The organism is Streptomyces yunnanensis (genome assembly GCF_029011865.1).
GTDB classification, from domain to species: Bacteria; Actinomycetota; Actinomycetes; order Streptomycetales; family Streptomycetaceae; genus Streptomyces; species Streptomyces yunnanensis.
Genome location: NZ_CP095749.1, coordinates 3,170,610 through 3,196,030, shown reverse-complemented (window position 1 = coordinate 3,196,030; position 25,421 = coordinate 3,170,610). Strand labels below are relative to the sequence as shown.

The 25,421-nt window shown below is 71.6% G+C and carries 21 protein-coding genes and 5 tRNA genes; 16 read left to right on the top strand and 10 right to left on the bottom strand.

What is annotated here, in order from left to right:
- The first annotated feature begins 70 nt into the window (after positions 1–70).
- Positions 71–1,681: a citramalate synthase gene (cimA, locus tag MOV08_RS13810; RefSeq protein ID WP_275307634.1), complete on the top strand. Its 1,611-nt coding sequence runs from the start codon at positions 71–73 to the stop codon at positions 1,679–1,681.
- Between the two features lie 278 nt (positions 1,682–1,959).
- Here cimA and MOV08_RS13805 read toward each other — a convergent pair whose 3' ends face one another.
- Positions 1,960–2,583, bottom strand: coding sequence for a YceI family protein (locus tag MOV08_RS13805; RefSeq protein WP_275307633.1), 624 nt, complete (start codon positions 2,581–2,583; stop codon positions 1,960–1,962).
- Between the two features lie 256 nt (positions 2,584–2,839).
- On the opposite strand from MOV08_RS13805, the gene MOV08_RS13800 reads away from it, so the two are divergent.
- From MOV08_RS13800 to MOV08_RS13780, 5 genes are all read left to right on the top strand, one after another.
- Complete coding sequence (locus MOV08_RS13800; RefSeq protein WP_275307632.1) at positions 2,840–5,290, top strand: polysaccharide lyase 8 family protein; 2,451 nt, start codon at positions 2,840–2,842, stop codon at positions 5,288–5,290.
- A gap of 217 nt (positions 5,291–5,507) precedes the next feature.
- The gene (locus MOV08_RS13795) at positions 5,508–7,091 is read left to right on the top strand and encodes an acyl-CoA carboxylase subunit beta (RefSeq protein ID WP_039632500.1); all 1,584 of its coding nucleotides are present in this window, start codon (positions 5,508–5,510) and stop codon (positions 7,089–7,091) included.
- 44 nt (positions 7,092–7,135) lie between these two features.
- The gene (locus MOV08_RS13790; RefSeq protein WP_052286730.1) at positions 7,136–7,351 is read left to right on the top strand and encodes an acyl-CoA carboxylase epsilon subunit; all 216 of its coding nucleotides are present in this window, start codon (positions 7,136–7,138) and stop codon (positions 7,349–7,351) included.
- 44 nt (positions 7,352–7,395) lie between these two features.
- Complete coding sequence (locus MOV08_RS13785) at positions 7,396–7,533, top strand: hypothetical protein (RefSeq protein ID WP_275307631.1); 138 nt, start codon at positions 7,396–7,398, stop codon at positions 7,531–7,533.
- A 47-nt stretch (positions 7,534–7,580) separates the two neighbouring features.
- Positions 7,581–7,871, top strand: a complete 291-nt coding sequence (locus MOV08_RS13780; protein ID WP_275307630.1) for a hypothetical protein — start codon at positions 7,581–7,583, stop codon at positions 7,869–7,871.
- A gap of 164 nt (positions 7,872–8,035) precedes the next feature.
- Here MOV08_RS13780 and MOV08_RS13775 read toward each other — a convergent pair whose 3' ends face one another.
- From MOV08_RS13775 to MOV08_RS13740, 8 genes are all read right to left on the bottom strand, one after another.
- Positions 8,036–8,614 (bottom strand): GTP-binding protein, encoded by a 579-nt coding sequence (locus MOV08_RS13775; protein WP_073447656.1) that lies wholly within the window; start codon positions 8,612–8,614, stop codon positions 8,036–8,038.
- Positions 8,595–9,230: a DUF742 domain-containing protein gene (locus MOV08_RS13770; protein ID WP_039632495.1), complete on the bottom strand. Its 636-nt coding sequence runs from the start codon at positions 9,228–9,230 to the stop codon at positions 8,595–8,597. Before MOV08_RS13770 ends, MOV08_RS13775 begins: the two co-directional genes overlap by 20 nt.
- Before the next feature lie 84 nt (positions 9,231–9,314).
- On the bottom strand, positions 9,315–9,728 hold the full coding sequence (locus tag MOV08_RS13765) for a roadblock/LC7 domain-containing protein (RefSeq protein WP_018087204.1): 414 nt from the start codon (positions 9,726–9,728) through the stop codon (positions 9,315–9,317).
- 10 nt (positions 9,729–9,738) lie between these two features.
- Positions 9,739–12,825 (bottom strand): sensor histidine kinase, encoded by a 3,087-nt coding sequence (locus MOV08_RS13760; protein ID WP_275307629.1) that lies wholly within the window; start codon positions 12,823–12,825, stop codon positions 9,739–9,741.
- Between the two features lie 400 nt (positions 12,826–13,225).
- Entirely contained in the window at positions 13,226–13,819 is a 594-nt protein-coding gene (locus MOV08_RS13755; protein WP_039632491.1) for a GTP-binding protein, read from the bottom strand.
- Positions 13,800–14,210, bottom strand: coding sequence for a DUF742 domain-containing protein (locus MOV08_RS13750; protein WP_039632488.1), 411 nt, complete (start codon positions 14,208–14,210; stop codon positions 13,800–13,802). The genes MOV08_RS13755 and MOV08_RS13750 overlap by 20 nt, the downstream gene beginning before the upstream one ends.
- Positions 14,211–14,323: 113 nt before the next feature.
- Positions 14,324–14,737 (bottom strand): roadblock/LC7 domain-containing protein, encoded by a 414-nt coding sequence (locus MOV08_RS13745; protein WP_039632486.1) that lies wholly within the window; start codon positions 14,735–14,737, stop codon positions 14,324–14,326.
- 9 nt (positions 14,738–14,746) lie between these two features.
- Positions 14,747–18,301, bottom strand: a complete 3,555-nt coding sequence (locus MOV08_RS13740; RefSeq protein ID WP_275307628.1) for a sensor histidine kinase — start codon at positions 18,299–18,301, stop codon at positions 14,747–14,749.
- Positions 18,302–18,899: 598 nt separating this feature from the next.
- Here MOV08_RS13740 and MOV08_RS13735 point away from each other — a divergent pair.
- The 9 genes from MOV08_RS13735 (at position 18,900) to MOV08_RS13695 (ending at position 22,881) form a co-directional block, all read left to right on the top strand.
- Complete coding sequence (locus MOV08_RS13735) at positions 18,900–19,085, top strand: hypothetical protein (RefSeq protein ID WP_039632482.1); 186 nt, start codon at positions 18,900–18,902, stop codon at positions 19,083–19,085.
- Between the two features lie 81 nt (positions 19,086–19,166).
- Positions 19,167–19,928: a fumarylacetoacetate hydrolase family protein gene (locus tag MOV08_RS13730; RefSeq protein ID WP_039632480.1), complete on the top strand. Its 762-nt coding sequence runs from the start codon at positions 19,167–19,169 to the stop codon at positions 19,926–19,928.
- A complete protein-coding gene (gene gltX, locus MOV08_RS13725; RefSeq protein WP_039632478.1) occupies positions 19,921–21,411 on the top strand; it encodes a glutamate--tRNA ligase in 1,491 nt (496 codons plus the stop codon). Before MOV08_RS13730 ends, gltX begins: the two co-directional genes overlap by 8 nt.
- A 171-nt stretch (positions 21,412–21,582) precedes the next feature.
- A complete protein-coding gene (locus tag MOV08_RS13720; RefSeq protein ID WP_275307627.1) occupies positions 21,583–22,308 on the top strand; it encodes an HAD family hydrolase in 726 nt (241 codons plus the stop codon).
- 90 nt (positions 22,309–22,398) lie between these two features.
- Positions 22,399–22,470 (top strand) — tRNA-Gln (locus MOV08_RS13715).
- Positions 22,471–22,491: 21 nt separating this feature from the next.
- A tRNA-Glu gene (locus tag MOV08_RS13710) sits at positions 22,492–22,564 on the top strand.
- A 62-nt stretch (positions 22,565–22,626) separates the two neighbouring features.
- Positions 22,627–22,699 (top strand) — tRNA-Glu (locus MOV08_RS13705).
- Between the two features lie 16 nt (positions 22,700–22,715).
- Positions 22,716–22,787, top strand: a tRNA-Gln gene (locus MOV08_RS13700).
- 21 nt (positions 22,788–22,808) lie between these two features.
- Positions 22,809–22,881: transfer RNA gene (locus MOV08_RS13695), tRNA-Glu, on the top strand.
- A gap of 212 nt (positions 22,882–23,093) precedes the next feature.
- Here the strand turns inward: MOV08_RS13695 and ndgR are convergent.
- Positions 23,094–23,813, bottom strand: a complete 720-nt coding sequence (gene ndgR / locus MOV08_RS13690) for an IclR family transcriptional regulator NdgR (RefSeq protein ID WP_039632474.1) — start codon at positions 23,811–23,813, stop codon at positions 23,094–23,096.
- Between the two features lie 174 nt (positions 23,814–23,987).
- On the opposite strand from ndgR, the gene leuC reads away from it, so the two are divergent.
- Positions 23,988–25,421 carry a 3-isopropylmalate dehydratase large subunit gene (leuC, locus tag MOV08_RS13685; protein WP_039632472.1) on the top strand — a complete coding sequence of 478 codons (1,434 nt, stop codon included), beginning with the start codon at positions 23,988–23,990 and terminating at the stop codon, positions 25,419–25,421.

Genomic DNA, 25,421 nt, shown 5'->3' with positions numbered 1-25,421 from the left:
CGAGGGAACATGGAGGGACGGTGGAACCGGTTATTCCGGTAGACCGAGACCCGACAGGAGCCAGACCAGCATGACGGACGTTCCCGAAGCCGCCGTTCCCGACGCCTTCCACGTATTCGACACCACGCTGCGCGACGGCGCACAGCGCGAGGGCATCAACCTGACCGTCGCCGACAAGCTGACCATCGCCCGGCACCTGGACGACTACGGCGTCGGCTTCATCGAGGGCGGCTGGCCCGGCGCCAACCCACGGGACACCGAGTTCTTCCAGCGCGCCCGCGCGGAAATCGACTTCCAGCACGCCCAACTGGTCGCCTTCGGCGCCACCCGCAAGGCCGGCGTCCGCGTCGAGGACGACCCCCAGGTCGCCGCGCTCCTGGAGTCCGGCGCCCCGGTCATCACGCTGGTCGCCAAGTCCCACGTCCGCCACGTCGAACTGGCCCTGCGCACCACGCCCGAGGAGAACCTCGCGATGGTCCGGGACACCGTCGCCCACCTGCGCGCCCACGGCCGCCGCGTCTTCCTCGACTGCGAGCACTTCTTCGACGGCTACGCACTGGACCCGACCTACGCCAAGGAGGTCGTGCGCACCGCCAGTGACGCCGGCGCCGACGTCGTGGTGCTCTGCGATACCAACGGCGGGATGCTGCCGGCACAGGTGACCGCGGTGGTCCGCACCGTCCTCGCCGACACCGACGCCCGGCTCGGCATCCACGCCCAGGACGACACCGGCTGCGCGGTCGCCAACACCCTGGCAGCCGTGGACGCCGGCGCCACCCACGTCCAGTGCACCGCCAACGGCTACGGCGAACGGGTCGGCAACTCCAACCTCTTCCCGGTCGTCGCCGCCCTGGAACTCAAGTACGGCCGACAGGTCCTGCCGGCCGGCAAGCTCGCCGAGACCACCCGCATCTCGCACGCCGTCGCCGAGGTCGTCAACCTCACCCCCTCCACCCACCAGCCCTACGTCGGGGTCTCCGCGTTCGCCCACAAGGCCGGGCTGCACGCCTCCGCGATCAAGGTGGACCCGGACCTCTACCAGCACATGGACCCGGCGCTCGTCGGCAACACCATGCGGATGCTGGTCTCCGACATGGCCGGCCGGGCCTCGATCGAGCTCAAGGGCAAGGAACTCGGCATCGACCTGGGCGGCGACCGGGAACTGGTCGGACGGGTCGTCGAGCGGGTCAAGGAACGGGAGCTGGCCGGCTACACCTACGAGGCCGCCGACGCCAGCTTCGAACTGCTGCTGCGCGCGGAGGTGGACGGCAAGCCGCTGCGCTACTTCACCGTCGAGTCCTGGCGCGCCATCGTCGAGGACCGCCCCGACGGCACCCACGCCAACGAGGCGACCGTGAAGCTCTGGGCCAAGGGCGAGCGGATCGTGGCCACCGCCGAGGGCAACGGCCCGGTCAACGCGCTGGACCGCGCGCTGCGGGTGGCCCTGGAGCGGATCTACCCCCAGCTGGCCTCGATGGAGCTCGTGGACTACAAGGTCCGCATCCTGGAGGGCGCCCTGGGCACCGGCTCGATCACCCGGGTCCTGGTCTCCACCAGCGACGGCCGCGGCGAGTGGTCCACGGTCGGCGTCGCCGAGAACGTCATCGCCGCCTCCTGGCAGGCACTGGACGACGCCTACGCCTACGGCCTGCTGCGCGCGGGGGTCACGCCGCAGGCGTGAGCCCCGCGGCGCGTAACAGCGCCGCGGTTGTCCACGGTTGTCCACAGGCACCGGCGACGGTCGGTGCGGAGCGTTACCTTCACCGCATGCGTGGTGGAGGTGGGGGAGGGGCCTCGCCACGGGGTGGGGGAGGCTCCTTTGCCTTTCGGGGCCGGGGGTGGGGGAGTCCGTTGGGCGGGGACCACCTGGTTGGGGAGAGGGAGGGGCCCTGCCAGGAAAGCGGCGAGGGCCCCGGCGGCGTCTCTTGCCGGGGCCCTCCGCATAGCCGTTGCCAGGTGTCAGGCGGCCTTGACCGCCGAGATGTCGAAGGTCAGCTTGACCTTGTCGCTGACCATGACGCCGCCGGTCTCCAGGGCCGCGTTCCAGGTCAGGCCCCACTGGGAGCGGAGGATCTCGGCGCTGCCCTCGAAGCCGACGCGCTGGGCACCGTAGACGTCGGTGGCGGCGCCGTTGAACTCCAGGTCGATGGCGAGCGGGCGGGTGACGTCCTTGATCGTCAGGTCGCCGGTGACGCGGTACGTCTCGCTGTCGAGCTGCTCGACCGCGTGGGAGCGGAAGGTCATCAGGGGGAACTGCTCGGCGTCGAAGAAGTCGGCGCTCTTGAGGTGGCCGTCGCGGTCGGCGATACCGGTGTCGATGCTGGCGATCTTGACGTCGATGTGCGCGGTGGACGCGGCCGGGTTGCCGCCGTCCAGCTTCAGCACGCCCTCGTGCTCGCCGAAGGAGCCGCGGACGTTGGTGACCATGGCGTGCCGGACGGTGAAGCCGATGCTGCTGTGGGCCGGGTCGATGGTGTAGTCGCCGGTCAGGGCGGCCAGCGCGGGGTCCGCGTCCAGCACGGCGGCAGCGGCGGGAGCGGGAGCGGCGGTGGGGGCGGCGGTGCGCTTGCGGAACAGGGACATGACTTCTCCTCGGGGGACGGGGCGCGGGCGGGGCCTCGGCGGTCGAACGAACGACGTTGTTTAACGTTCAACGAGATTCACCGTAGCGGCATCTCGTTCAACTTTCAACCTTTCCGTTCCGGGATTCCTTCGAACGGGTGGCACTCGTGCCCCCGGCGCGCGGTCATTGCCGCCCTGCGCGGCCCCGTGCTAGACCATCGGGAACTCCCAAGTGCGCAGCGCCACACCCCAGTTGACGCCACGGAGAGGAGCGACCATGTCGCCCGCAGCCACCCCGTCCGCCTGGTCGCGCCGCGGCCTCCTGGCCGCCTCCGGTGCCGGCGCACTGACCCTCGCGCTCGGCACCGCCGCCGCACCGGCGTGCGCCGCACCGGCAGCCACCGCCCCCGCCGACCCGTACGCCACCCTCCGCCGCCGCTGGTGCGACCTCGCCCTCGGCACCGGCTACGACCCCACCGCCGCCCCCTACGCCACCGCGCTCAAGGAGACCGGCGACCTGGCCGGCACCTTCCACCGCACCATGCGTCCGGCCGCCGACTCCCTCTGGCCGGACAGCCCCTACGACCCGCCGTCCGGCATCACCCGCAGCTACAGCCGCCTCGCCACCATGGCGCTGGCCTGGGCGCAGCCCGGCACCGGCCGCACCGACGACCCCGACCTCGCCACCGCCGTCCGCACCGGCCTGGACCACCTCGACCGCACCGTCTACCACCCCGCCACCACCCCCTACGGCAACTGGTGGGAATGGCAGATCGGCACCCCCAGACTCCTGCTCGACACCCTCGCCGTCCTCGACGAGCACCTCCCCGACGGCGCCGGCGACGCCCTCCGCACCCGCTGCCTCGCCGCCGTCGACCACTTCGTCCCCGACCGCGCGCTCGGCGCCTACACCGGCACCAGCACCGGCGCCAACCGCGTCGACCTCTGCCGGGTCGTCGCCCTCCGCGGCGTCCTCGGCCGCGCCCCCGCCAAGATCGCCCTGGCCCGCGACGCCCTCTCCCCGGTCTTCCCCTACGTCACCCAGGGCGACGGCCTCTACGCCGACGGCTCGTTCGTCCAGCACACCTGGGTCGCCTACTCCGGCACCTACGGCGCGGTCCTCCTCGACGGCCTCGGCCGTCTCTTCACCCTGCTGCGCGGCTCCACCTGGGAGGTCACCGACCCCAACCGGCAGATCATCCTCGACAGTGTCGAGCACGCCTACGCCCCGCTGCTCCACGACGGCCTGGTCATGGACAGCGTCAACGGGCGCGCCGTCAGCCGCGGTTACCTGCGCGCCGACGAACGGCACCTCCTGCACAGCGACCACCGCCACGGCCACGCCCTGATCGCCGCCATCGCCCTCCTCGCGGACGCCGCCGCCCCCGCCGAACGCGACCGCTGGCACGCCATGATCAAGGGCTGGATCGCCCGCGACCGCACCCTGCCGATCCTCACCGACCGCCAGTACGCCGTCGCCGACCTCGCCCGCCTCGCCGCCGTCGACGCCGGCCCCGCCCCCGCCGCCCCCGAACCCGTCGGCCACCGCCTCTTCCCCGCCATGGACCGCGCCGTGCACCGCCGCCCCGGCTGGACCGCCGGCCTGGCCATGGCCTCCGACCGCATCACCCACTACGAGAACGGCAACGGCGAGAACCGGCACGGCTGGCACACCGGCTCCGGAATGCTCTACTGGTGGCCCGCGGGCCGGGCCGGCGACCAGTACACCGACGCCTTCTGGCCCACCGTCGACCCCTACCGGCTCCCCGGCACCACCGTCTCCACCCAGCAGCTCGCCGACAACGAGGGCGGCGGCTGGGGCGAGCCCAAACCCGCCGCCCGCTGGGTCGGCGGCACCACCGACGGCAGCTACGCCGCCCTCGGCCAGGACCTGCGCGGCCTGGCCTCCACCCTCACCGCCCGCAAGTCCTGGTTCGCCCTCGCCGACTGCGTGGTCTGCCTCGGCGCCGGCATCACCGCCCGCGACGGCGTCCCCGCCGAGACCGTCGTCGACAACCGCAACCTGGGGGAGCGGGGCACCGCCGCCCTCACCGTCGACGGCGTCCGCCGGCCCACCGCCCTCGGCCGCACCACCGTCCTGCCCCGCGCCCACTGGGCCCACCTCGCGGGCCACGGCGGCTGGGTCTTTCCCGGATCGCCCGGTGGCGCCCGCCTCCACGTCCTGCGCGAGGACCGCACCGGCCGCTGGTCCGACATCAACACCACCTCCACCACCGACCCGTACACCCGCCGCTACCTCACGCTCTGGCACGACCACGGCACCGACCCCACCGATGCCGGCTACGCCTACCTGCTGATGCCCGGAGCCACCCGGAGCGCCCTCGCCGCCCGCGCCGCCGACCGGCACTGGCTGACCGTCCTCGCCAACGACCCCGACCGCCAGGCGATCGCCGTGGACCCGCTCGGCGTAACCGCCGCCAACTTCTGGCGGGCCGGCACCGCGGGCCCGCTCGCCGCCGACGGCCCCGCCAGCGTGCTGATCCGCGAACGGCGCGCCCCTGGCCGGACCGGCCGCACCGCGACCCTGTGCGCCGCGGCCCCCACCCGCACCGGCGATCCCCTCCGGATCACCTGGTCCCGGCCGGTTCGCGCGGTCCTCCGGCACGACCCTTCCGTCGAGGTGCGGGGCACCGGCGACACCCTGCGGTTGCGGTTGACGCCCGGCACCGCCTGTGCCACGCATACCTGCACGGTGCTGCTGCACTGACCGCTCGCGGGCCGCGTCAAACCGTCGACCGGGCACAACATCACCCGGCTGGCGTTTGTCGGCACCGTACAGACGCTGGACACCGCGTCCACCCCGTCACAGCCCGGTCCTCGGGCCTCGGGCAGCGGGGTTCTGTACCGCCTGCCCACGAAATCGCGTCCGACGTTGTACGAAACCGACATCGGTGTAGGGGGCCTCGCCCACGTACCGTCGATACATGACCACTGTCGAAGATGTGCCCGCCGGCGCCAACGATGCCCGCGGGCGCGTCGCCGAACTGCACGCGATCCGTGAGCAGGTGCGGCGAGGCCCCAGCGAGCGAGCCACCGAAGCGCAGCGAGCCAAGGGCAAGCTGACGGCGCGCGAGCGGATCGACCTGCTGCTGGACGAGGGTTCCTTCAACGAGGTCGAGCCGCTGCGTCGGCACCGCGCCACCGGCTTCGGCCTGGAGGCCAAGAAGCCGTACACGGACGGTGTGATCACGGGTTGGGGCACGGTCCACGGCCGGACCGTCTTCGTCTACGCACACGACTTCCGGATCTTCGGCGGCGCGCTGGGCGAGGCCCACGCCACGAAGATCCACAAGATCATGGACATGGCCATCCAGGCCGGTGCCCCCCTGGTCTCCCTCAACGACGGCGCCGGTGCCCGCATCCAGGAGGGCGTCTCGGCGCTGGCCGGGTACGGCGGGATCTTCCAGCGCAACACCAAGGCGTCCGGCGTCATCCCGCAGATAAGCGTCATGCTCGGCCCGTGCGCCGGCGGCGCGGCCTACTCGCCGGCCCTGACCGACTTCGTGTTCATGGTCCGGGACACCTCGCAGATGTTCATCACCGGCCCCGACGTGGTCCGTGCGGTGACCGGCGAGGAGATCACCCAGAACGGTCTGGGCGGTGCGGACGTGCACGCCGAGACCTCCGGGGTGGCGCACTTCGCCTACGACGACGAGGTCACCTGCCTCGAAGAGGTCCGCTACCTGCTCTCCCTGCTGCCGGCCAACAACCGGGAGAACCCGCCGGTGGTGGCCTGCGAGGACCCCGCCGACCGCTCCGGGGACGCGCTGCTGGACCTGGTCCCGGCCGACGGCAACCGCCCGTATGACATGCGCAAGGTCATCGAGGAGATCGTCGACGACGGCGAGTACCTGGAGGTCCACGAGCGCTGGGCCACCAACATCATCTGCGCGTTGACCCGCTTCGACGGCCGGGTGGTGGGCATCATCGCCAACCAGCCGCAGTCGCTGGCCGGCGTCCTGGACATCGAGGCGTCCGAGAAGGCCGCCCGCTTCGTCCAGATGTGCGACGCGTTCAACATCCCGCTCGTCACGCTGCTGGACGTCCCCGGCTTCCTGCCCGGCGTCGACCAGGAGCACGGCGGCATCATCCGGCACGGCGCCAAGCTGCTGTACGCGTACTGCAACGCCACCGTGCCGCGCATCTCCATCGTGCTGCGCAAGGCGTACGGCGGCGCCTACATCGTCATGGACTCCCAGTCCATCGGTGCCGACCTGACGTATGCCTGGCCCACCAACGAGATCGCCGTGATGGGCGCCGAGGGCGCAGCCAACGTCATCTTCCGCAAGCAGATCGCCGAGGCCGACGACTCCGACGCCATGCGCACCCGCATGGTCAAGGAGTACAAGTCCGAGCTGATGCACCCCTACTACGCGGCCGAGCGCGGCCTGGTCGACGACGTCATCGACCCCGCCGAGACCCGCCACACCCTCATCCGCGCCCTGGAAATGCTGCGCACCAAGCACGCGGACCTCCCGGCCCGCAAGCACGGCAACCCGCCGCAGTAGTCCACCGCCACCCCCTCATCCGTCCACGGAGAATCGAGACCGCTGTGAATGCTGCCCAGCGCAGTGCCGCCGCCGCTCCCATCCGCGTCGAGAAGGGTCAGGCCAGCGAGGAGGAACTCGCCGCCCTGACCGCCGTCCTCCTGGCCCGCGCCGCCCACCGCCCCTCGGCGGCCACCACCGGCCCGCGCCCCACCGCCGCCCGCTGGCGCCGACTGGAGCGCCAGATGGGCTTCCACGGCGCTACCAGCTGGCAGCGCTGACCCGGTACGAACGTTCGCGCCGAGGCGGCGGCCCCACACCTCGGGTGGGAGCCGCCGCCTCGGCGCTCTACGACGCCCCGTGCGACACCCCGGCGTTCCGCAGCCTGCCCGGGGCGTACGCGGCCGGGAACGACGAACGGGCGGCGCAAGGCCCCAACACCCGCCCCGGCAACGGCATCTGACGCACGGCCCGATGCACCGGCCATGCGCAGCCCGACATGCGGACGACGTGCGGACCGACGTGCGGACCGACGCGCGGACCGACGTGCGGATCGATGCGCGGACTGGTGCGCAGCCCGGCGCGCGGGCGGTCGTGCCCGCCGGCCCGCCCACCGGTACGCCGGGCGGGAACGGACCCGTACGGGACGCCGCTCCGCAGCCCCTACGGGATGACACATCCCCCGGAGGGGGACTGCCCGTGACGGCGGCGCTGCATGCCGCGCTGGAGCTGGTCGCGGTCTCCCTCGCGCTGCTCCTGACCGCGATCGGCGGGAACCCTGCGCTGACCGCTGACCGCTGACCGCTGACCGCTGACCGCTGACCGCTGACCGCTGACCGCTGACCGCCGGCCACGACACGCATGCGAAGGCCCCCGCACCTGGCAGGTGTGCGGGGGCCTTTCGCGATGCGGCGCCGAGGCCGCGTGTCCGGCCGGGACCGGTACGGACCCGCGCCGGGAGGACGTCAGCGCAGCCGGGCCATCAGCGCGTGCTCCACGAGCGTGATCAGCGCGCTCTTGGCCTCGCTGCGGTGCCGCGCGTCGGTGGTGATGATCGGCGCGTCCGGGCCGATCTGGAGCGCCTCCCGGACCTCGTCCGGGGTGTAGGGCTGGTGCCCGTCGAAGCCGTTGAGGGCGATGACGAAGGGCAGGCCGCTGTTCTCGAAGTAGTCGACGGCCGGGAAGCAGTCGGCGAGCCGTCGGGTGTCGACGAGGACCACCGCGCCGATGGCGCCGCGGACCAGGTCGTCCCACATGAACCAGAAGCGGTCCTGGCCGGGCGTGCCGAACAGGTAGAGGATCAGGTCCTGGTCCAGGGTGATCCGGCCGAAGTCCATGGCCACGGTCGTGGTCGTCTTGTCCGGTGCGTGCGTGAGGTCGTCGATGCCCGCCGATGCGGAGGTCATCACGGCTTCGGTGCGCAGCGGGTTGATCTCTGAGACGGCCCCGACGAACGTGGTCTTGCCCACGCCGAAGCCGCCCGCCACCACGATCTTCGCCGAGGTGGTGGAGCGGGCTGCACCGCTAGAGCTTGCGAAGTCCACTGAGCACCCTTTCGAGCAGTGTCACATCTGGCTGTCCGCCGGCGGTCTCGTCCCCGCCGGGCTGATGGATGGCGACGAGTCCGGCCTCCGCCAGGTCGGCGACGAGGATCCGGGCGACGCCGAGGGGGATGGAGAGGAGGGCCGAGATCTCGGCCACTGATTTGATCTCACGGCAGAGGTGGCAGATGCGTTGGTGCTCCGGCAGCTGGCCCTGCAGCTTCGCGGGGTCGGCGGTCGTGCTGACCAGCGCCTCGATGGCGAGCTGGTAGCGCGGCCGGGTCCGGCCTCCGGTCATCGCGTACGGCCGCACGAGCGGGTTGTTCGCGCCCCCGGTGGGGGCGGTGGGCTCGGGCCTGGGCCGCGGCGGCTGCACCGGCTGGATGCGCGGCGCCTGCGGCTGGTCGTACGGCGAGGGCTCGGACGGCGGGGGCCCGTAGGGCCGGGAACCGTACGGGCCCTGCTGCTGAGCGGGACGCTGCGGCGGCTGCGGCGGCTGGGGCCGCTGCGGCCTGCGGCTGGGCGCAGACGGGAAGTTGAAGCGGTTGTGATGGGTCTCGCCCTGGGGACCGGACTGCTGTCCGGATCCATACGGGTAGCCGTTCGGGGGCGTTGCCACGTCTCCTCCTCCAACTTGCCTGTCTGACGCCGGTCGCGCCACCGAACCCTATGGTGCGGTGGCGGGAAACGCACTGCCTGTCTGCTAGTTGAGAAGGCTGCCCTGCAGTTCTGCGCGCAGATCGGGCGTCAGGACGGTGCCCGCACGGTCGACCAGCAGGGCCATCTCGTAGCCGACGAGGCCGATGTCGCACTCCGGGTGCGCCAGTACGGCCAGCGACGATCCGTCGGAGACGGACATGATGAAGAGGAAGCCGCGCTCCATCTCCACCACGGTCTGGTTGACGCTCCCGCCCTCGAAGATGCGGGACGCGCCGGAGGTCAGCGACGTCAGGCCGGAGGCCACCGCCGCCAGCTGATCGGCTCTGTCACGAGGGAATCCCTCGGACATCGCGAGGAGGAGACCGTCCGCGGAGACCACGACCGTGTGGGACACCCCGGGGGTGTTGTCCACGAAGTTGGTGATCAACCAGTTCAGATTCTGCGCCGCCTGGCTCATCGGGCTCACACTAACGCTCCTGATCGTAGGTGCTGCCGGGGCCGAAGCCCTGTTGGTCATTCTGGGGGACCCCCGAGGAGGGATCCGTGCCGGTGCCGGCGCTACGCCCCTGCTGGACACCGCGGCGCAGATTGCTCAGCCTGCCGCGGACATCCTCCGGAGCGCGGGAGACCTGGGGGCCGCCCTGCGCGCTCTGCTCCGCGGTGCCCTCGACCAAATTGGCCTTGGGCACCCGTCGGGGGAGGCCGGAAGCGGTGACCCCGCCCGCCGTCGGCTGGCGCAGTCGCCCCGCCCGCTGCCAGCGATCGTCGTTCTCGCTGCGCCAGACGGAGCCTTCGCCCTGGCCGGTCTCCGGTGCGGGCTCCTGCTGACCGTGCGGCGAGCTGGCTCCGCGGCGCGGAAGGCCAGCGTCGGTCAGCGAGTGGATCACGCTCTCGGTAGGGCCGGGACGCTCGAATGTTACGCGCTCAGACGCATCAGCGGGAGCGGCAGGTGGATTCCGGTCAGATTCCGCTTCGGTTCCGAAGTGGCCCTCGTGCGCAGGGGGTTCGGCCCAGCCGTCGAACCGGCCGCCGTCCTGCGGGGCGTAGGGGTACTGGCCGGTGGTCTCCGAGAGCGTCGGGTCGCCGAACGCCTCGCCGCCGAAGGAGCGGTCGTCGTACAGCGGCAGGCCGGGCTCCGCATAGGACGCGGGGTACTCGTGGTGGCCGTCGACGGGCAGCTCGTCGCGGAACAGCGGCCGGTTGTCGACCGGTTCGGGCGCGGGGTGCCCGGCGGCCGTCTGGGCCTCCAGGGCCGCCCGGCGCTCCTCGCGCAGCAGGGAGCGGCCCACCGGGTCCAGTCCGGCCGGGGCACCGGGGTGCCCGTGGAAGCCGTCGTCGAAGCCCAGTTCGGCGGCGGTGCGGTGACCGTCGTCGTACGTCGCCTGCTGGTGCTCGGGGACGATCCGGGAGACGGTGAAGGTGTCGTCGAACTGCTCGTCGCCGCCACCGCCGTGGGTGATCGCGTCCGGCAGCATGACCAGCGACGTGGTGCCGGCCTGCTCGCCCGAGGGGCGCAGCTGGACCCGGATCCCGTGCCGGTCGGCCAGCCGGCCGACCACGAACAGGCCCATCCGCTGCGAGATCGCGGCGTCCACGCTCGGCGGGTTGGCCAGCTTGTGGTTGATGTCCGCGAAGTCCTCGGAGGTCAGCCCGATGCCCTTGTCGTGGATCTCGATCATGATCCGGCCGTCGGGCAGCCGGGTAGCGGCCACCTTCACCTTGGTCTGCGGGGAGGAGAACGTGGTGGCGTTCTCCAGCAGCTCGGACAGCAGGTGGATGAGGTCGGTCACGGCGGTGCCGTGGATCTCGCTCTCCGGGACCCCGCTGAGCTCGACCCGCTCGTACGACTCGACCTCGGACGTCGCCGCCCGCAGCACGTCGATCAGCGGCACCGGCTGGTTCCACCGGCGGCCCGGCTCCTCGCCCGCGAGGATCAGGAGGTTCTCTCCGTTGCGGCGCATGCGCGTCGCGAGGTGGTCGAGCCGGAAGAGGTTCTCCAGCTGGTCCGGGTCGGCCTCGTTGTTCTCCAGGTGGGTGATCAGCTCCAACTGGCGCTCGATCAGGCCCTGGTTGCGGCTGGAGAGGTTGGTGAAGATCGCGTTGACGTTGCCCCGCAGCAGCGCCTGCTCGGCGGCCAGCCGGACCGCCTCGCGGTGCACCTGGTCGAAGGCGCGGGCGACCTCGCCGATCTCGTCGGTGGTGGCGATCGGGATCGGCGCCACGCGGGTGTCGACCCGGCCCGGGTCGGTGCGGGAGAGCTGGTCGACCAGCATCGGCAGCCGCTGCTCGGCGACGCCGAAGGCCGCGTTGCGCAGCTCCCGCATGTTGCGGCTCATCCGGCGGGCCATCAGCCCGGCCACCACGAACGCGATGATCAGCGCGGCCAGCACGATGGCGGCGTCCTGGAAGGTGGACCACTTGGCGTCCGAGGAGATCTGCGCGGCCTCGTTCACCGCCTTGTCGGCCAGGTCCTTCTCGATGCCCCGGTACATGTCGAACTTGCCGGTGGCGGCCTGGAAGAACGCGTCCGGGGTGACGCCCTTGAGGGCCAGCACGTCCGGCGAGGCGCCGGAGGCTATCAGGGCGCTCATCTGGTCCGGCGACGGCGGGGCGTGGAACGTCTGGCCGGCCGCCTGCGCCTGCGACTTCGCGCGGGCGATCTGCTGCTGCGCCGCCTGCTGGAGCTTGCCGGCGTCCGCCTTCAGCCGCGCCACGTCGTCGGGCGTACCGCCGGAGGTGTACTCGCCGATGGCGATGCCCTCCAGGTAGCGGTACGACGCGAACGCGGTCAGCTGGAGCTTGTGCTCCTTGCCGCCCTGCGGGGACGCCGGGTCGACCAGGAGGTGGGTGCCGATGGAGCGGGTCAGCGACTCGGCGGCCTTCGCCAGTGCGACCGCGTACACGGTGCGCCCGTAGGAGGTGATGTTGCCGGTGCCGAGACCGAGTTCGTTGGCGAACTCCATCAGCGGGTGCTGGATCTCGACGTAGCCCTCTTCGGTCTGCACGCCCGTGAGCTTGGAGGTGAAGGCGACCTGCCGCAGCTGCGCCAGCTTGGGCTCGGTCTTCTGGAACAGCGCCATCCGGCGCTTGAGGCCCGGCTCGTCCGGCATGCTCTTGGCGGCCTCGTGGAACGCCTGCGCGGCCGTGTCCGTCGCGTCCCGCGCCTCCTGGACGACCGGGTCGTCCTGCCGGCCCTTGAGGAGCGGGGCGGCGGTGCGGTCCCGCTCGTCGATGAGCGCGTTGCTGTAGGAAAGCGCGGCGCGCACGAGCTTCGCGGTGTTCTCGGCGTTCTGGGCGTCCTGCCAGGTGCCGAAGGAGTTGTCGACCCGCAGCCCACCGAAGACCAGGGCGACCAGGACCGGGATCAGCAGAATGGCGTTCAGGCGGGTGGCCACCCGCCAGTTGCGCGGGGAGTACTTGCCGCCGCTGACCGGAGGCTTCGCGACCGGACTCTCGGAAGCGTCGGAAGCCGGCGCGCCACTCTCGCGTGGTGGCGGCGTGAAGTTGCCCCGCCGCGGTTCCTGCGGCTCGGGGCTCGTCGTGCTTCGCCTCACTCGACCAACAACCTCTCGGCGACGGCACGGGATTGCAGTGCCGTTTCTTCTGGGCGTTACTACTCCGGAGTTCAGCGAATTTCAGCACGTCAGGGCTGTGCGTTCCAAACACCGGACAGAGCCGAAGCGGCTCTGGAAAAGCGCCAGATAAAAGGGGCGTTAAGGGCGAGGCGCGGCAAAAGGCGGGAGAAATGTGAGCGCAGCGAAGCCGGTCATGCGCGTGCGGTATCGAAAGCCGGCCGATTCACTGTCGAAACGTTATGAAGCCCTGGACGGGCGTGTCGAAGGACACAGATCACCGCCCGGGCAGCGGGAACCGCTCCAGGGCAGGGGTGATGACCCCCCGGTGACAACTGCCGTACGGCCCACGCCGGATAGCGGGCGGGCCGTCCGGCCGTCACTACTGCAGGCGGGCCATCAGCGCGTGCTCCACGAGCGTGATGAGCGCGCTCTTGGCCTCCGCGCGGTGCCGCGCGTCGGTGGTGACGATCGGGGTCCCCGGCCCGATCTGGAGCGCCTCCCGGACCTCGTCCGGGGTGTGGGGCTGCTGTCCCTCGAAGCCGTTGAGGGCGATGACGAAGGGCAGGCCGCTGTTCTCGAAGTAGTCGACGGCCGGGAAGCAGTCGGCCAGTCGCCGGGTGTCGACGAGGACCACCGCGCCGATGGCGCCGCGGACCAGGTCGTCCCACATGAACCAGAAGCGGTCCTGGCCCGGCGTACCGAACAGGTACAGGATCAGGTCCTCGTCCAGGGTGATCCGGCCGAAGTCCATCGCCACGGTCGTGGTCGTCTTGTCCTGGACGTGGCTGAGGTCGTCGATCCCCGCCGACGCGGAGGTCATCACGGCCTCCGTGCGCAGCGGGTTGATCTCCGAGACCGCGCCGACGAACGTGGTCTTGCCCACGCCGAAGCCGCCCGCCACCACGATCTTCGCCGAGGTGGTGGAGCGGGCCGGGCTCGGGGCGGTGCCGCCGTCAGAGCTTGCGAAGGCCACTGAGCACCCTCTCCAGCAGGGTCACGTCCGGCGTGCCGCCCGCCTCGCCGCTGCCGCCCGGCTGGTGGATCGCCACCATCCCGGCCTCCGCCAGGTCGGCCACCAGGATGCGCGCCACGCCGAGCGGGATGTGCAGCAGCGCGGAGACCTCGGCCACCGACTTCACCTCGCGGCACAGGTGGCAGATCCGCTGGTGCTCGGGGAGCAGGCCGGGCAGCTGGGACGGGTCGGCCGTGGTGCTGACCAGCGCCTCTATGGCGAGCTGGTAGCGCGGCCGGGTCCGGCCTCCGGTCATGGCGTACGGGCGCACCAGCGGTTGGTCACCTTCGCTCCCGTACGGCGCTGGGCTGTAGGCGCCGTACGGGCCGGAAGTATGGGGCGGCGGGGTCATGGGTCCTCCGGACGGGACAACTGACGTGTCGTCGGGTTGGGCCGGTGGGGGGTACGGCGTGGATGGATGAGGGGTTACCGGGTGCGGTGCGGCGCTGCGGACGCCGCGGGCACTCAGTTCAGCAGACTGCCCTGGAGTTCCGCACGGAGATCGGGCGTCAGGACGGTGCCCGCACGGTCGACCAGCAGGGCCATCTCGTAGCCGACGAGGCCGATGTCGCACTCCGGGTGCGCCAGTACGGCCAGCGACGATCCGTCGGAGACGGACATGATGAAGAGGAAGCCGCGCTCCATCTCCACCACGGTCTGGTTGACCGTCCCGCCCTCGAAGATGCGGGAGGCACCAGAGGTCAGCGACGTCAGGCCGGAGGCCACCGCCGCCAACTGGTCGGCGCGGTCACGAGGGAACCCCTCGGACATCGCGAGGAGCAGTCCGTCCGCGGAGACCACCACCGTGTGGGACACCCCGGGGGTGTTGTCCACGAAGTTGGTGATCAACCAGTTCAGATTCTGCGCCGCCTGGCTCATCGGACTCAACTAACGCTCCTGCTGGTGAGTGGGATCGACAATGCCGTGGTTGCCGGTGGACGACGTCCCGGCCTGCCGGCCCTGCTGGATGCCCCGGCGGAGATTGGTCAGCCGGCCGCGCACGTCGCTGGGCGCGCGGGAGACCTGCGGACCGCCCTGCGGGGCCTGCTGCTGCGCGGTGCCGGCGACGAGATTGGCGCGCGGCACCCGGCGGGGCAGCCCGGACGTGGTGACCCCGCCCGAGGCCGGCTGGCGGATCTGCTCCGCCTGCCGCCACGTCTCGTCGTTCGGCGAGGTCCGCCACTGTGCGCCGGCGTCGGCCGGGGCGCCCTCGCGGGCGGCACCGCCCGCCGGCGCACCGGCGGCCGGCACGCCGCCGGCGGGCGTGTCACCCGGCGCGGCGCCGTCCTGGCCACCGTCGCGGCGCGGCAGCGGCGGCACACCGGCGGCGGCCGCCGCCGGAGTGTTGAACCAGTTGGACTCGATGGTGTCGAAGATCGGCGTGCGGTCGTCGACGGGGCGGGCGTCCGTGGTGCCGAGCGGGTCGCCGCGGAGCGGACCGCTCAGCGGGTCGCCGAGCGGGTCCTCGTCCGCCGGGGCCCGTCCGACGTCCGGCTGCCGGACCTGCCCGGCCGGCTCCGCGCGCCCGTTCGCGGGCCGCGGGAACTGTCCGGTGGTCTCGAACTGTCCGGTGTCGGCGTCGGGCCGGGGGAACTGCCCGGTGGTCTCGAACTGTCCGGTGTCGGCGTCGGGCCGGGGGAACTGTCCGGTGGTCTCGAAGTGCCCGGTGTCGGCGTCCGGCTGCGGGAACTGCCCGGTGTCGCCGGGCCGGCCGGCCGCCCAGGTCGGCTCGCGGTCCGCGGCCGGGGCCGGGGCCGGGGCACCGTCCCGACCCGCGCCGGGCCGCGGCGCGCCGAAGTCGGGCCGGGCGAACGCGGCGGTGTCACCGGGGCCGGCGGCCGGCGCGGGCCGCCGGAAGGGGCCGGTGGTCTCCGGCTCCTCGTGGCCCCGCGGCCGGTCCTGCGCCTCGCGGGGCGTCATCGGCCAGTCGTCGTCGGCGCCGCGCTCCCGGCGCACGCCCAGGGGCGCGTCGCCCGTCTGCCCGGCGTCCGCGGGAGCCGCTCCGGCCCCGCCGCCCGGCAGTTCGGCCGCCGCGTTCCGGGTCGGCAGCTGCGGCCGCTCCTCGCGTCCGGGCAGGCCGGCGGGCGGCGCCACGGTCGGGGTGCGGCCGTCCTCGGCGCCGCGGCCCGCCTCCGCGCCACGGACCGGCAGTGCGGGCCGCGCCCCGGCGGCGTCACCGCCCAGACCCGGCGCGGACGGTGCGGTACGGCCGCCGGGAGCCGGCGAGCCGAAGGCGTTCGGGGCGCCGCCCGGGCCACCGCGGCCGGGCAGCGCGGCCCGCCCGCCGGGGCCGGAGCCGACCTGGCCGCGCGGCTGCAGCCCGGCCAGTCGGCTGCTGGGCGCGCCGCCGCCCTCCCCGGGGCTCTTGGCGGTGCTGGGCGCCGGCTTCTTGCCGCCCTGGGCGACGTCGACCGGCAGCATGACCAGCGCGGTGGTGCCGCCGGAGTCGGACGGCCGGAGCTGGATGCGGATGCCGTGCCGCAGGGACAGCCGGCCGACCACGAACAGACCCATCCGCCGGGACACCGAGACGTCCACGGTCGGCGGGCTGGCCAGCCGCTCGTTGATCGCCGACAGGTCCTCGGGGGAGAGGCCGATGCCGGTGTCGTGGATCTCGACCAGGACGCGGCCGTCGGGCAGCGCGTGGCCGGTCACCTTGACCTTGGTCTGCGGCGAGGAGAACGAGGTCGCGTTCTCCAGCAGCTCGGCGAGCAGGTGCACGAGGTCGTTGACGACCCGGCCGGCGACCTCGGTCTGCGGGACCGCGTTCAGCTCGATCCGCTCGTACTGCTCCACCTCGGAGGCGGCGGCCCGCAGGACGTCGACCAGCGGCACCGGACGGGTCCACCGGCGGCCCGGCTCCTCACCCGCGAGGACGAGGAGGTTCTCGCCGTTACGGCGCATGCGGGTGGCGAGGTGGTCGAGCTTGAAGAGCGAGGAGAGCTGGTCCGGGTCGGCCTCACGGGACTCCAGTTCGGAGATCAGCGAGAGCTGACGCTGGATCAGACCCTGGGAGCGGCGCGAGAGGTTGGTGAACATCGCGTTGACGTTGCCCCGCAGCAGCGCCTGCTCGGACGCCAGCCGGACCGCCTCGCGGTGCACGTCGTCGAAGGCCGCGGCCACCCGGCCGATCTCGTCCCGGCTGTGCACACCGACCGACTCCACGGAGGTGTCCACGTCCTGCGGGTCGGACTCGGACAGCTGCTTGACCAGCTCCGGCAGCCGGTCCTGGGCGACCTTCTGCGCGGTGTCCTGGAGCCGGCGCAGCGAGCGGACCATGGAGCGGGCCACGACGAACGCGCCGACCAGCGAGACGCCGAGGACCAGCAGGATCACCGCGCCGTTGAGGATCGCGTCCTGGGTCGCGGCGTTGCGCAGCTCGCGGGACTTCTGCTCCATCTCGGAGAGCAGCGAGGTCTCGATCCGCGACATCTCGTCGATCTTGACGGTGTCGGAGTCGTACCAGTCCAGGTACTTGTACTCCTGGCTGCGGATGCCGTTCGTGCTGGCGAAGGCCCGGTGCGCGAAGGCGTACGCGGCCTTGATCTCGTCGTTGTTGCCGTCCAGACCGCGGGTGAGGGCACCGGCGTTGCCGTTGTAGATCTGGGAGAAGCGGTCCCGGGCGGCCTTCTCGTTGTCCTCGGCGCTGCGGCCGGCCTGCCGGTCGTTGGCGGACAGCTGCGGGCCGCCCGAGTGCGCCAGACCGGCGCTGACCAGGGCACGCTGGATCGACGCGTACTCCTTGGCGGAGGAGAACGCCGCCAGGGCACGGGTGCTGCGGATCATCTCCGGGTTGCTGGTGGCCTGCGCCATGTCCTGCGAGAGGTCCAGCAGGGAGGCGATCAGCTGGTTGTAGTCGGTGACGGTCCGCGCGACGTTGTTGTCGTCCTTGTAGGCGTTGGCGCGGATCTCGTTGAGGGTGTTGAGCTGGCGGCCGATCTCCAGGACGGTCGCCCGGACGCCGGCCATGGTGGCGTCGTCGGGCTTGATGTCGCCGGTGGCCTGGTTGAAGGAGACCTTGGCGCGGTCGGTGGCCTCGCGCGGGGCCACCACGCTGGCGTCGTCCTTGACGTTGCCGGTGCCGGCCAGCGGGCCGGCCGACTTGTCGCGCTCGACCTGGAGGGCGTCGGCCAGCTCGGTGGCCTGCCGGGTCATCTCGGTGAGCAGCTGCATCTTGTCGAGCTGGTCGATGTTGTCCAGCTCGGTGTTGACGCGCAGGGCACCCAGGGTCGTCGCGGCGACGACGGGGAGCGCGAGCAGCGAGACGAGCCGGGTGCTGATGCGCCAGTTGCGCAGCGCTATTCGACTGCCGGGCCCGCTGGGGCTGTTCTTGGGCTTGCCGCCGTCCGCGGCGTCATCACCCGGAGTCTGGCCGCGGTCTGTCCCGCCGCGCAGCTCCGGGTCCGCCGCAGCGTTGCCATCCCTCTTGAAACGTCCCTGCACTAGCGTCGCAACCTCTGGACCAGGCGTCCCACCGCGCCAACGGCGGGACGGTGTCGAGTCGAAGGGGGACCGCGAAGTCCCCCGTGGCGGTCGTGATGACCGGCGGGCCATCCCCCTCTGGCCGAGAGAGCGGCACCACCGCGCGGCGCTCCTTCGCGCCTCTGCGCGCCGGCGAAAAGTGCGGCGGTCCGTGGAATTCCAGCACAGTGCCGGATCTCCAACAAGAGCGGAGCCGGTCACCGTGACATGGGTGACGCAATGTACGGAATGCGTTACGAACGGTAGAAGGCGGCCCGCACGATTTCGGACTTTTACCCGCGAGTCGACCACCCTCACCCCTTGTCCCAGGTGCGGTGATCAGGAGCGGAACATGCGGTTCAATCCGGCAATGTCCGTTTCGACCATGGATGTTGATCAAGGGAAATGCGGCATATGTCACACCCTTCGTGAGGAAACTCACAGGAAGATCGCCGACTTTCCCGCTGAACCGCAGGGAATAGCGCGCTTAGCCTGACGCTTTACACAGTTGCGTAAAACGACAACGCGCAGAAATGCAACGTTCGGCAACTCTTCCCGACCAGACGCGAGGCATACCGCAGTGAAGACGACGATGATGTTCCGCAACATAGCCAACCCGCGGCGCACCACCCTGGCCCATCTGGCGGACGCCGAGGAGCTCGGCACCCTGGAGGCCCCGGAGCACACCGTCGACCTGCCCCGCCAGACCGCCAATCCGCGCCGTACCGTCCTGAACGATCTCCCGAAGCAGGACGTCACGGCCTGAACGGACGGCGATGCGTACAGGCCCCCGCGATAGCCTGGAGTGTCAACTCCGGCCAATGATCATGAGGGGCAGCGGCAACCCGTGCGCATCGCCAGATTCTCCATCGACGGCAACGTCGGCTTCGGCGTCCTCGAAGGAGACGAACTCGACGTCATCAAGGGGCATCCGTTCGCGGAATTCGAGCGCTCGGGCCAAAAGGTCCCCCTCGACAAGGTGCGGCTGTTGCCGCCGGTCCTCCCCAACAAGGTCGTGGCGATCGGCCGCAACTACGCCGAACACGCCGCCGAACTGGGCAACGAGGTCCCGGACACGCCGGTCACCTTCTTCAAACCGTCGACGTCGGTGATCGGGTCCGGCGACCCCATCACCTACCCCTCCTTCTCCCAGGAGCTGCACCACGAAGCGGAGCTGGCCGTCGTCATCGGCCGGATGTGCCGCGAGGTGCCCCGCGAGCGGGTCAAGGACGTCATCCTCGGCTACACCTGCGCCAACGACGTCACCGCGCGCGACGTCCAGCGCCGCGAGAAGCAGTGGGCCCGGGCCAAGGGCTTCGACAGCTCCTGCCCCCTGGGCCCCTGGATCGAGACGGACCTCGACCCGAGCGACCTCACCATCCAGTGCACGGTCAACGGCGAACAGCGCCAGCTCGGCCGCACCAGCGAGATGGTCCGCCCGATCGAGGACCTGATCGTCCACATCACCGAGGCCATGACGCTGCTCCCCGGCGACGTCGTCCTCACGGGCACCCCGGCCGGGGTCGGCCCGCTCAACGTCGGCGACGTGGTCGCCGTCACCATCGAAGGCATCGGCACTCTCACCAACAAGGTGATCAAGCGTGGCTAACGCGACCCCCGGAACCCCCGTCCGCGTACGTTTCTGTCCCTCCCCGACCGGCAACCCGCACGTCGGCCTGGTCCGTACCGCCCTGTTCAACTGGGCCTACGCCCGGCACACCGGCGGCCAGCTGGTCTTCCGCATCGAGGACACCGACGCGGCCCGCGACTCCGAGGAGTCCTACAACCAGCTGCTGGACTCGTTCCACTGGCTCGGCTTCGACTGGGACGAGGGCCCCGAGGTCGGCGGCCCGCACGCCCCCTACCGCCAGTCGCAGCGGATGGACCGCTACAAGGACGTCGCCGAGAAGCTGCTCGCCGCCGGCCACGCCTACCACTGCTACTGCACCACCGAAGAGCTCGACGCCCGCCGCGAGGCCGCCCGCAAGGCCGGCAAGCCCTCCGGCTACGACGGCACCTGCCGCGAGCTGACCGCCGAGCAGAAGGCCGCCTACGAGGCCGAGGGCCGCGCCTCGATCGTCCGCTTCCGGATGCCCGACGCGCCCATCACCTTCACCGACCTGGTCCGCGGCGAACTGACCTTCACCCCGGAGAACGTCCCGGACTACGGCATCGTCCGCGCCAACGGGGCCCCGCTCTACACCCTCGTCAACCCGGTCGACGACGCCCTGATGGGCATCACCCACGTCCTGCGCGGCGAGGACCTGCTCTCCTCCACCCCCCGCCAGATCGCCCTCTACCGGGCCCTGATCGAGCTGGGCATCGCCTCGGCCGTCCCCGAGTTCGGCCACCTGCCCTACGTCATGGGCGAGGGCAACAAGAAGCTCTCCAAGCGCGACCCCCAGGCCAACCTCAACCTCTACCGGGAGCGCGGCTTCCTCCCCGAGGGCCTGCTGAACTACCTGTCCCTGCTGGGCTGGTCGTTCTCCGCGGACCAGGACATCTTCACCATCCCCGAGATGATCGAGAAGTTCGACATCGCGGACGTCAACGCCAACCCGGCCCGCTTCGACCTCAAGAAGGCCGAGGCGATCAACGCCGAGCACATCCGCCGGCTCGACGTGAAGGACTTCACCGCGGCCTGCGAGCCCTGGCTGAAGGCCCCCTTCGCCAACTGGGAGCCCGCGGACTTCGACCAGGCCGCGTGGCAGGCGATCGCCCCGCACGCCCAGACCCGCCTGACCGTCCTCTCCGAGATCACCGCCAACGTCGACTTCCTCTTCCGCACCGAGCCGGTCGACGACGAGGCGTCCTGGACCAAGGCGATGAAGGGCGACCCGGCGGCCCTGCTCACCACTGCCCGCGCCAACCTGGAGTCCGCCGACTGGACCGCCGGCCCCGAGCCCCTCAAGCAGGCCGTCCTCGCCGCCGGCGAGCAGCACGGCCTCAAGCTCGGCAAGGCCCAGGCCCCGGTCCGGGTGGCCGTCACCGGCCGCACCGTCGGTCTCCCCCTCTTCGAGTCCCTGGAGATCCTCGGCAAGGAGCGCACCCTCGCCCGCATCGACGCGGCCCTGGCCAAGCTGACCGCCTGACCTGACCGCACCCGAGGAACCCCGGGCCCGGAAGCGACCACGCTTCCGGGCCCGCCCCCGTTCCCGGCCACCCGGCAGCTTTCCCCCGCCCACCCGGCGCAGCTTTCCCCCGCCCACCCGGCCCGGCGTTCCCCTTGCCTCGCCCCGCCCACCGCCCGTTAGATTCCCGGCATGCCCCTCCGTGCCGTCCTCTGGGACATCGACGACACCCTCTTCGACTACACCGGGTCCGACCGCGCCGGCGTGCTGCGCCACCTGCGGGCCGAGGGGCTGCTGGCCGCGTACGGCGGCGAGGCGGCGGCGCTGGCCCGCTGGCGGCGCGCGATGGAGACCGAGTTCGCCCGCTTCCTCGCAGGCGAGCTGTGCTTCCTGGAGCACCGCAGGGCCCGCGCCCGGACGTTCCTGGGCGCCCCGCTGAGCGACACGGAGGCGGACGCCTGGTTCGCCCGCTACCTCGCCCACTACGAGGCGTCCTGGGAGCTCTTCCCGGACTCCGCGCCGGCCCTGGAGGCACTGGCCCCCCTGGTGCGCCAGGCGGTGCTCTCGAACTCCTCCACCGCCAACCAGGAGCGCAAGCTGACCACCCTGGGCATCCGCGAGCACTTCGAGGCCGTGCTGTGCGCCGACGGCCTGGGATACGCCAAGCCCGCCCCGGAGGCGTTCCGGGGAGCCTGCGCATCCCTCGGGCTGCCACCGGCCGAGGTGCTCTACGTGGGTGACCGTCTCGACGTCGACGGCCTGGGCGCCCGGGACGCCGGCCTGGCGGCCGTGTGGCTGGATCGCGCGGGTGCCGAGGAGCAGCCGCCGCCGGGGGTGCGCCGGATCCGAGGTCTGGCCGAGCTCCCCGAGTTGGTGCGCGGGGTTATCGGTTTTGGAGCACCCTCCGCGATCAGGTAATGTTCTTCCTGCGCCGCCCGAGAGGGCCGAAAGGCCCGGACCGGAAAGCGCAGATCAAGGCAAGGCCCCCCACCGGGGGTTGCACTTTGATGGCCTATGGTGTAATTGGCAGCACGACTGATTCTGGTTCAGTTAGTCTTGGTTCGAGTCCAGGTAGGCCAGCTCGCAGAGCTCATCTGCAAGGCCCCCGTTGTGTAGCGGCCTAGCACGCCGCCCTCTCAAGGCGGTAGCGCCGGTTCGAATCCGGTCGGGGGTACAGATCCTTCTCGGGGAGGCAGTCCGGGTCGCACCCACTGTCACTCACGCAGGATCGCTAGGGCCCCCGTTGTGTAGCGGCCTAGCACGCCGCCCTCTCAAGGCGGTAGCGCCGGTTCGAATCCGGTCGGGGGTACTGGTCTACACCACCATGGCCTATGGTGTAATTGGCAGCACGACTGATTCTGGTTCAGTTAGTCTTGGTTCGAGTCCAGGTAGGCCAGCTCGCAGAGCTCATCTGCAAGGCCCCCGTTGTGTAGCGGCCTAGCACGCCGCCCTCTCAAGGCGGTAGCGCCGGTTCGAATCCGGTCGGGGGTACGTCCAAGAAAGGCCCTCCGCGTCATGCGGAGGGCCTTTCTGCTGTTCCCGTATGGCAACTCTGGTCGGCGCCCAACGGCCTTGTGCGGCAGGGCGGTTGGCGCTCGGCGGGGGTGGCGGCCCGCGGCGGACGGGCAGTTGGGCGAGCGGGGCGGCGCGTCGGGGAGTGCGCCGGCCGGCCGCCGCGGGGGAGCGGAGCCGGCCGGCGGGGCTCAGCCGCCGTTGCGGCGCAGGCCCTCGGAGAGGCGGGCGGCGGCGTCGATGACGGCCTGGGCGTGCATCCGGCCGGGGTGGCGGGTCAGGCGCTCGATCGGACCGGAGACGGAGACGGCGGCCACCACGCGGTTGGAGGGGCCACGGACGGGCGCCGAGACCGAGGCCACGCCCGGCTCCCGCTCGCCGATCGACTGGGCCCAGCCGCGGCGCCGTACGCCGGACAGCGCGGTGGCGGTGAAGCGGGCGCCCTGGAGGCCCCGGTGCAGCCGCTCCGGCTCCTCCCAGGCCATCAGGATCTGGGCGGAGGAGCCGGCCTTCATGGTCAGTGTGGAGCCCACCGGGACGGTGTCCCGCAGTCCGGACAGCCGTTCCGCCGCCGCCACGCAGATCCGCATGTCGCCCTGGCGGCGATAGAGCTGGGCGCTCTCGCCCGTCACGTCGCGCAGGTGCGTGAGCACCGGTCCGGCCGTCGCCAGCAGGCGGTCCTCGCCGGCCGCCGCGGACAGCTCGGAGAGCCGTGGGCCCAGGATGAACCGGCCCTGCATGTCCCTCGCCACCATCCGGTGGTGTTCCAGTGCCACGGCCAGCCGGTGGGCCGTGGGTCGTGCGAGCCCGGTCGCCGCGACCAGCCCGGCGAGGGTGGCCGGACCGGACTCCAGAGCGCTCAAAACCAGAGCTGCCTTGTCGAGAACGCCGACGCCGCTAGAGTTGTCCATGCAACGATACTTGCGTCTCACAGTGTGAAACGCAAGTTCAATTTTCCATGGAAGTCGTCACTCTGTAGATGCGGCCCTCGACCAGGGTCCGGCGTCAGGCCCGCAGGGGATATGGAGCGGGTCACCGCGCACAGACGAGCAAGGCCGGCACAGTGGCCGGCCGGAGGGAAAGCGATGGGACGGACACTCGCGGAGAAGGTCTGGGACGACCACGTCGTCCGGCGCGCGGAAGGCGAGCCCGACCTCCTCTTCATCGATCTGCACCTGCTGCACGAGGTCACCAGCCCGCAGGCTTTCGACGGCCTCCGCAAGGCCGGCCGCCCGGTGCGGCGGACGGACCTGACCATCGCCACCGAAGACCACAACACCCCGACCCTCGACATCGACAAGCCGATCGCCGACCCGGTCTCGCGCACCCAGCTGGAGACCCTGCGCAAGAACTGCGCGGAGTTCGGCGTCCGGCTGCACCCGCTGGGCGACGTCGAGCAGGGTGTCGTCCACGTCGTGGGGCCGCAGTTGGGGCTGACCCAGCCCGGCACCACCGTCGTGTGCGGTGACAGCCACACCTCCACCCACGGCGCGTTCGGCGCGCTGGCGTTCGGCATCGGCACCAGCCAGGTCGAGCACGTCCTGGCCACCCAGACGCTGCCGATGGCGCCGTTTCGGACCATGGCGATCACCGTGGACGGCGAGCTGCCCGACGGCGTCACCGCCAAGGACCTGATCCTGGCGATCATCGCCAGGATCGGCACCGGCGGCGGCCAGGGCTATGTCATCGAGTACCGCGGCTCGGCCATCGAGAAGCTGTCGATGGAAGCCCGGATGACCATCTGCAACATGTCGATCGAGGCGGGCGCCCGGGCCGGCATGATCGCCCCCGACCAGACCACCTTCGACTACCTCCAGGGCCGCGACCACGCCCCCGAGGGCGAGGACTGGGACGCCGCCGTGGCGTACTGGAAGACGCTGCGCACCGACGACGACGCGGTCTTCGACGCCGAGGTCGTCATCGACGCCGCCTCGCTGGCGCCGTTCGTCACCTGGGGCACCAACCCCGGCCAGGGTGCGCCCCTTTCGGCGAACGTCCCCGACCCGGCTTCGTACGAGGACCCCTCGGAGCGGCACGCCGCCGAAAGAGCCCTGGAATACATGGGGTTGACGGCCGGTCAACCGCTGCGCGAGATCTCCGTGGACACCGTCTTCGTAGGTTCGTGCACCAACGGCCGCATCGAGGACCTGCGCTCGGCGGCCTCGATCCTGGAGGGCCGCAAGGTCGCGGACGGGGTGCGGGTGCTGATCGTCCCCGGCTCGGTGCGGGTCGCGCTGCAGGCCGTCGAGGAGGGGCTGGACAAGGTCTTCACCGCGGCCGGCGCCGAATGGCGGCACGCGGGCTGCTCGATGTGCCTGGGCATGAACCCCGACCAGCTGGCGCCCGGTGAGCGCTCCGCGTCCACCTCCAACCGCAACTTCGAGGGCCGGCAGGGCAAGGGCGGCCGCACTCACCTGGTCTCCCCGCAGGTCGCCGCCGCAACGGCGGTTCTCGGCCATCTGGCCTCACCGGCCGACCTGGCCGGCCAGTCCGACGTCGCTACGCCCGCGGGAGTCTGA

Bases quoted from the DNA above. Each gene is read 5' to 3' on its own strand.
- cimA (WP_275307634.1), top strand. From the start codon at position 71: ATGACGGACGTTCCCGAAGCCGCCGTTCCCGACGCCTTCCACGTATTC.
- MOV08_RS13805 (WP_275307633.1), bottom strand. From the start codon at position 2,583: ATGTCCCTGTTCCGCAAGCGCACCGCCGCCCCCACCGCCGCTCCCGCT.
- MOV08_RS13800 (WP_275307632.1), top strand. From the start codon at position 2,840: ATGTCGCCCGCAGCCACCCCGTCCGCCTGGTCGCGCCGCGGCCTCCTG.
- MOV08_RS13795 (WP_039632500.1), top strand. From the start codon at position 5,508: ATGACCACTGTCGAAGATGTGCCCGCCGGCGCCAACGATGCCCGCGGG.
- MOV08_RS13765 (WP_018087204.1), bottom strand. From the start codon at position 9,728: ATGAGCCAGGCGGCGCAGAATCTGAACTGGTTGATCACCAACTTCGTG.
- MOV08_RS13750 (WP_039632488.1), bottom strand. From the start codon at position 14,210: ATGACCCCGCCGCCCCATACTTCCGGCCCGTACGGCGCCTACAGCCCA.
- MOV08_RS13745 (WP_039632486.1), bottom strand. From the start codon at position 14,737: ATGAGCCAGGCGGCGCAGAATCTGAACTGGTTGATCACCAACTTCGTG.
- MOV08_RS13720 (WP_275307627.1), top strand. From the start codon at position 21,583: ATGCCCCTCCGTGCCGTCCTCTGGGACATCGACGACACCCTCTTCGAC.
- ndgR (WP_039632474.1), bottom strand. From the start codon at position 23,813: ATGGACAACTCTAGCGGCGTCGGCGTTCTCGACAAGGCAGCTCTGGTT.
- leuC (WP_039632472.1), top strand. From the start codon at position 23,988: ATGGGACGGACACTCGCGGAGAAGGTCTGGGACGACCACGTCGTCCGG.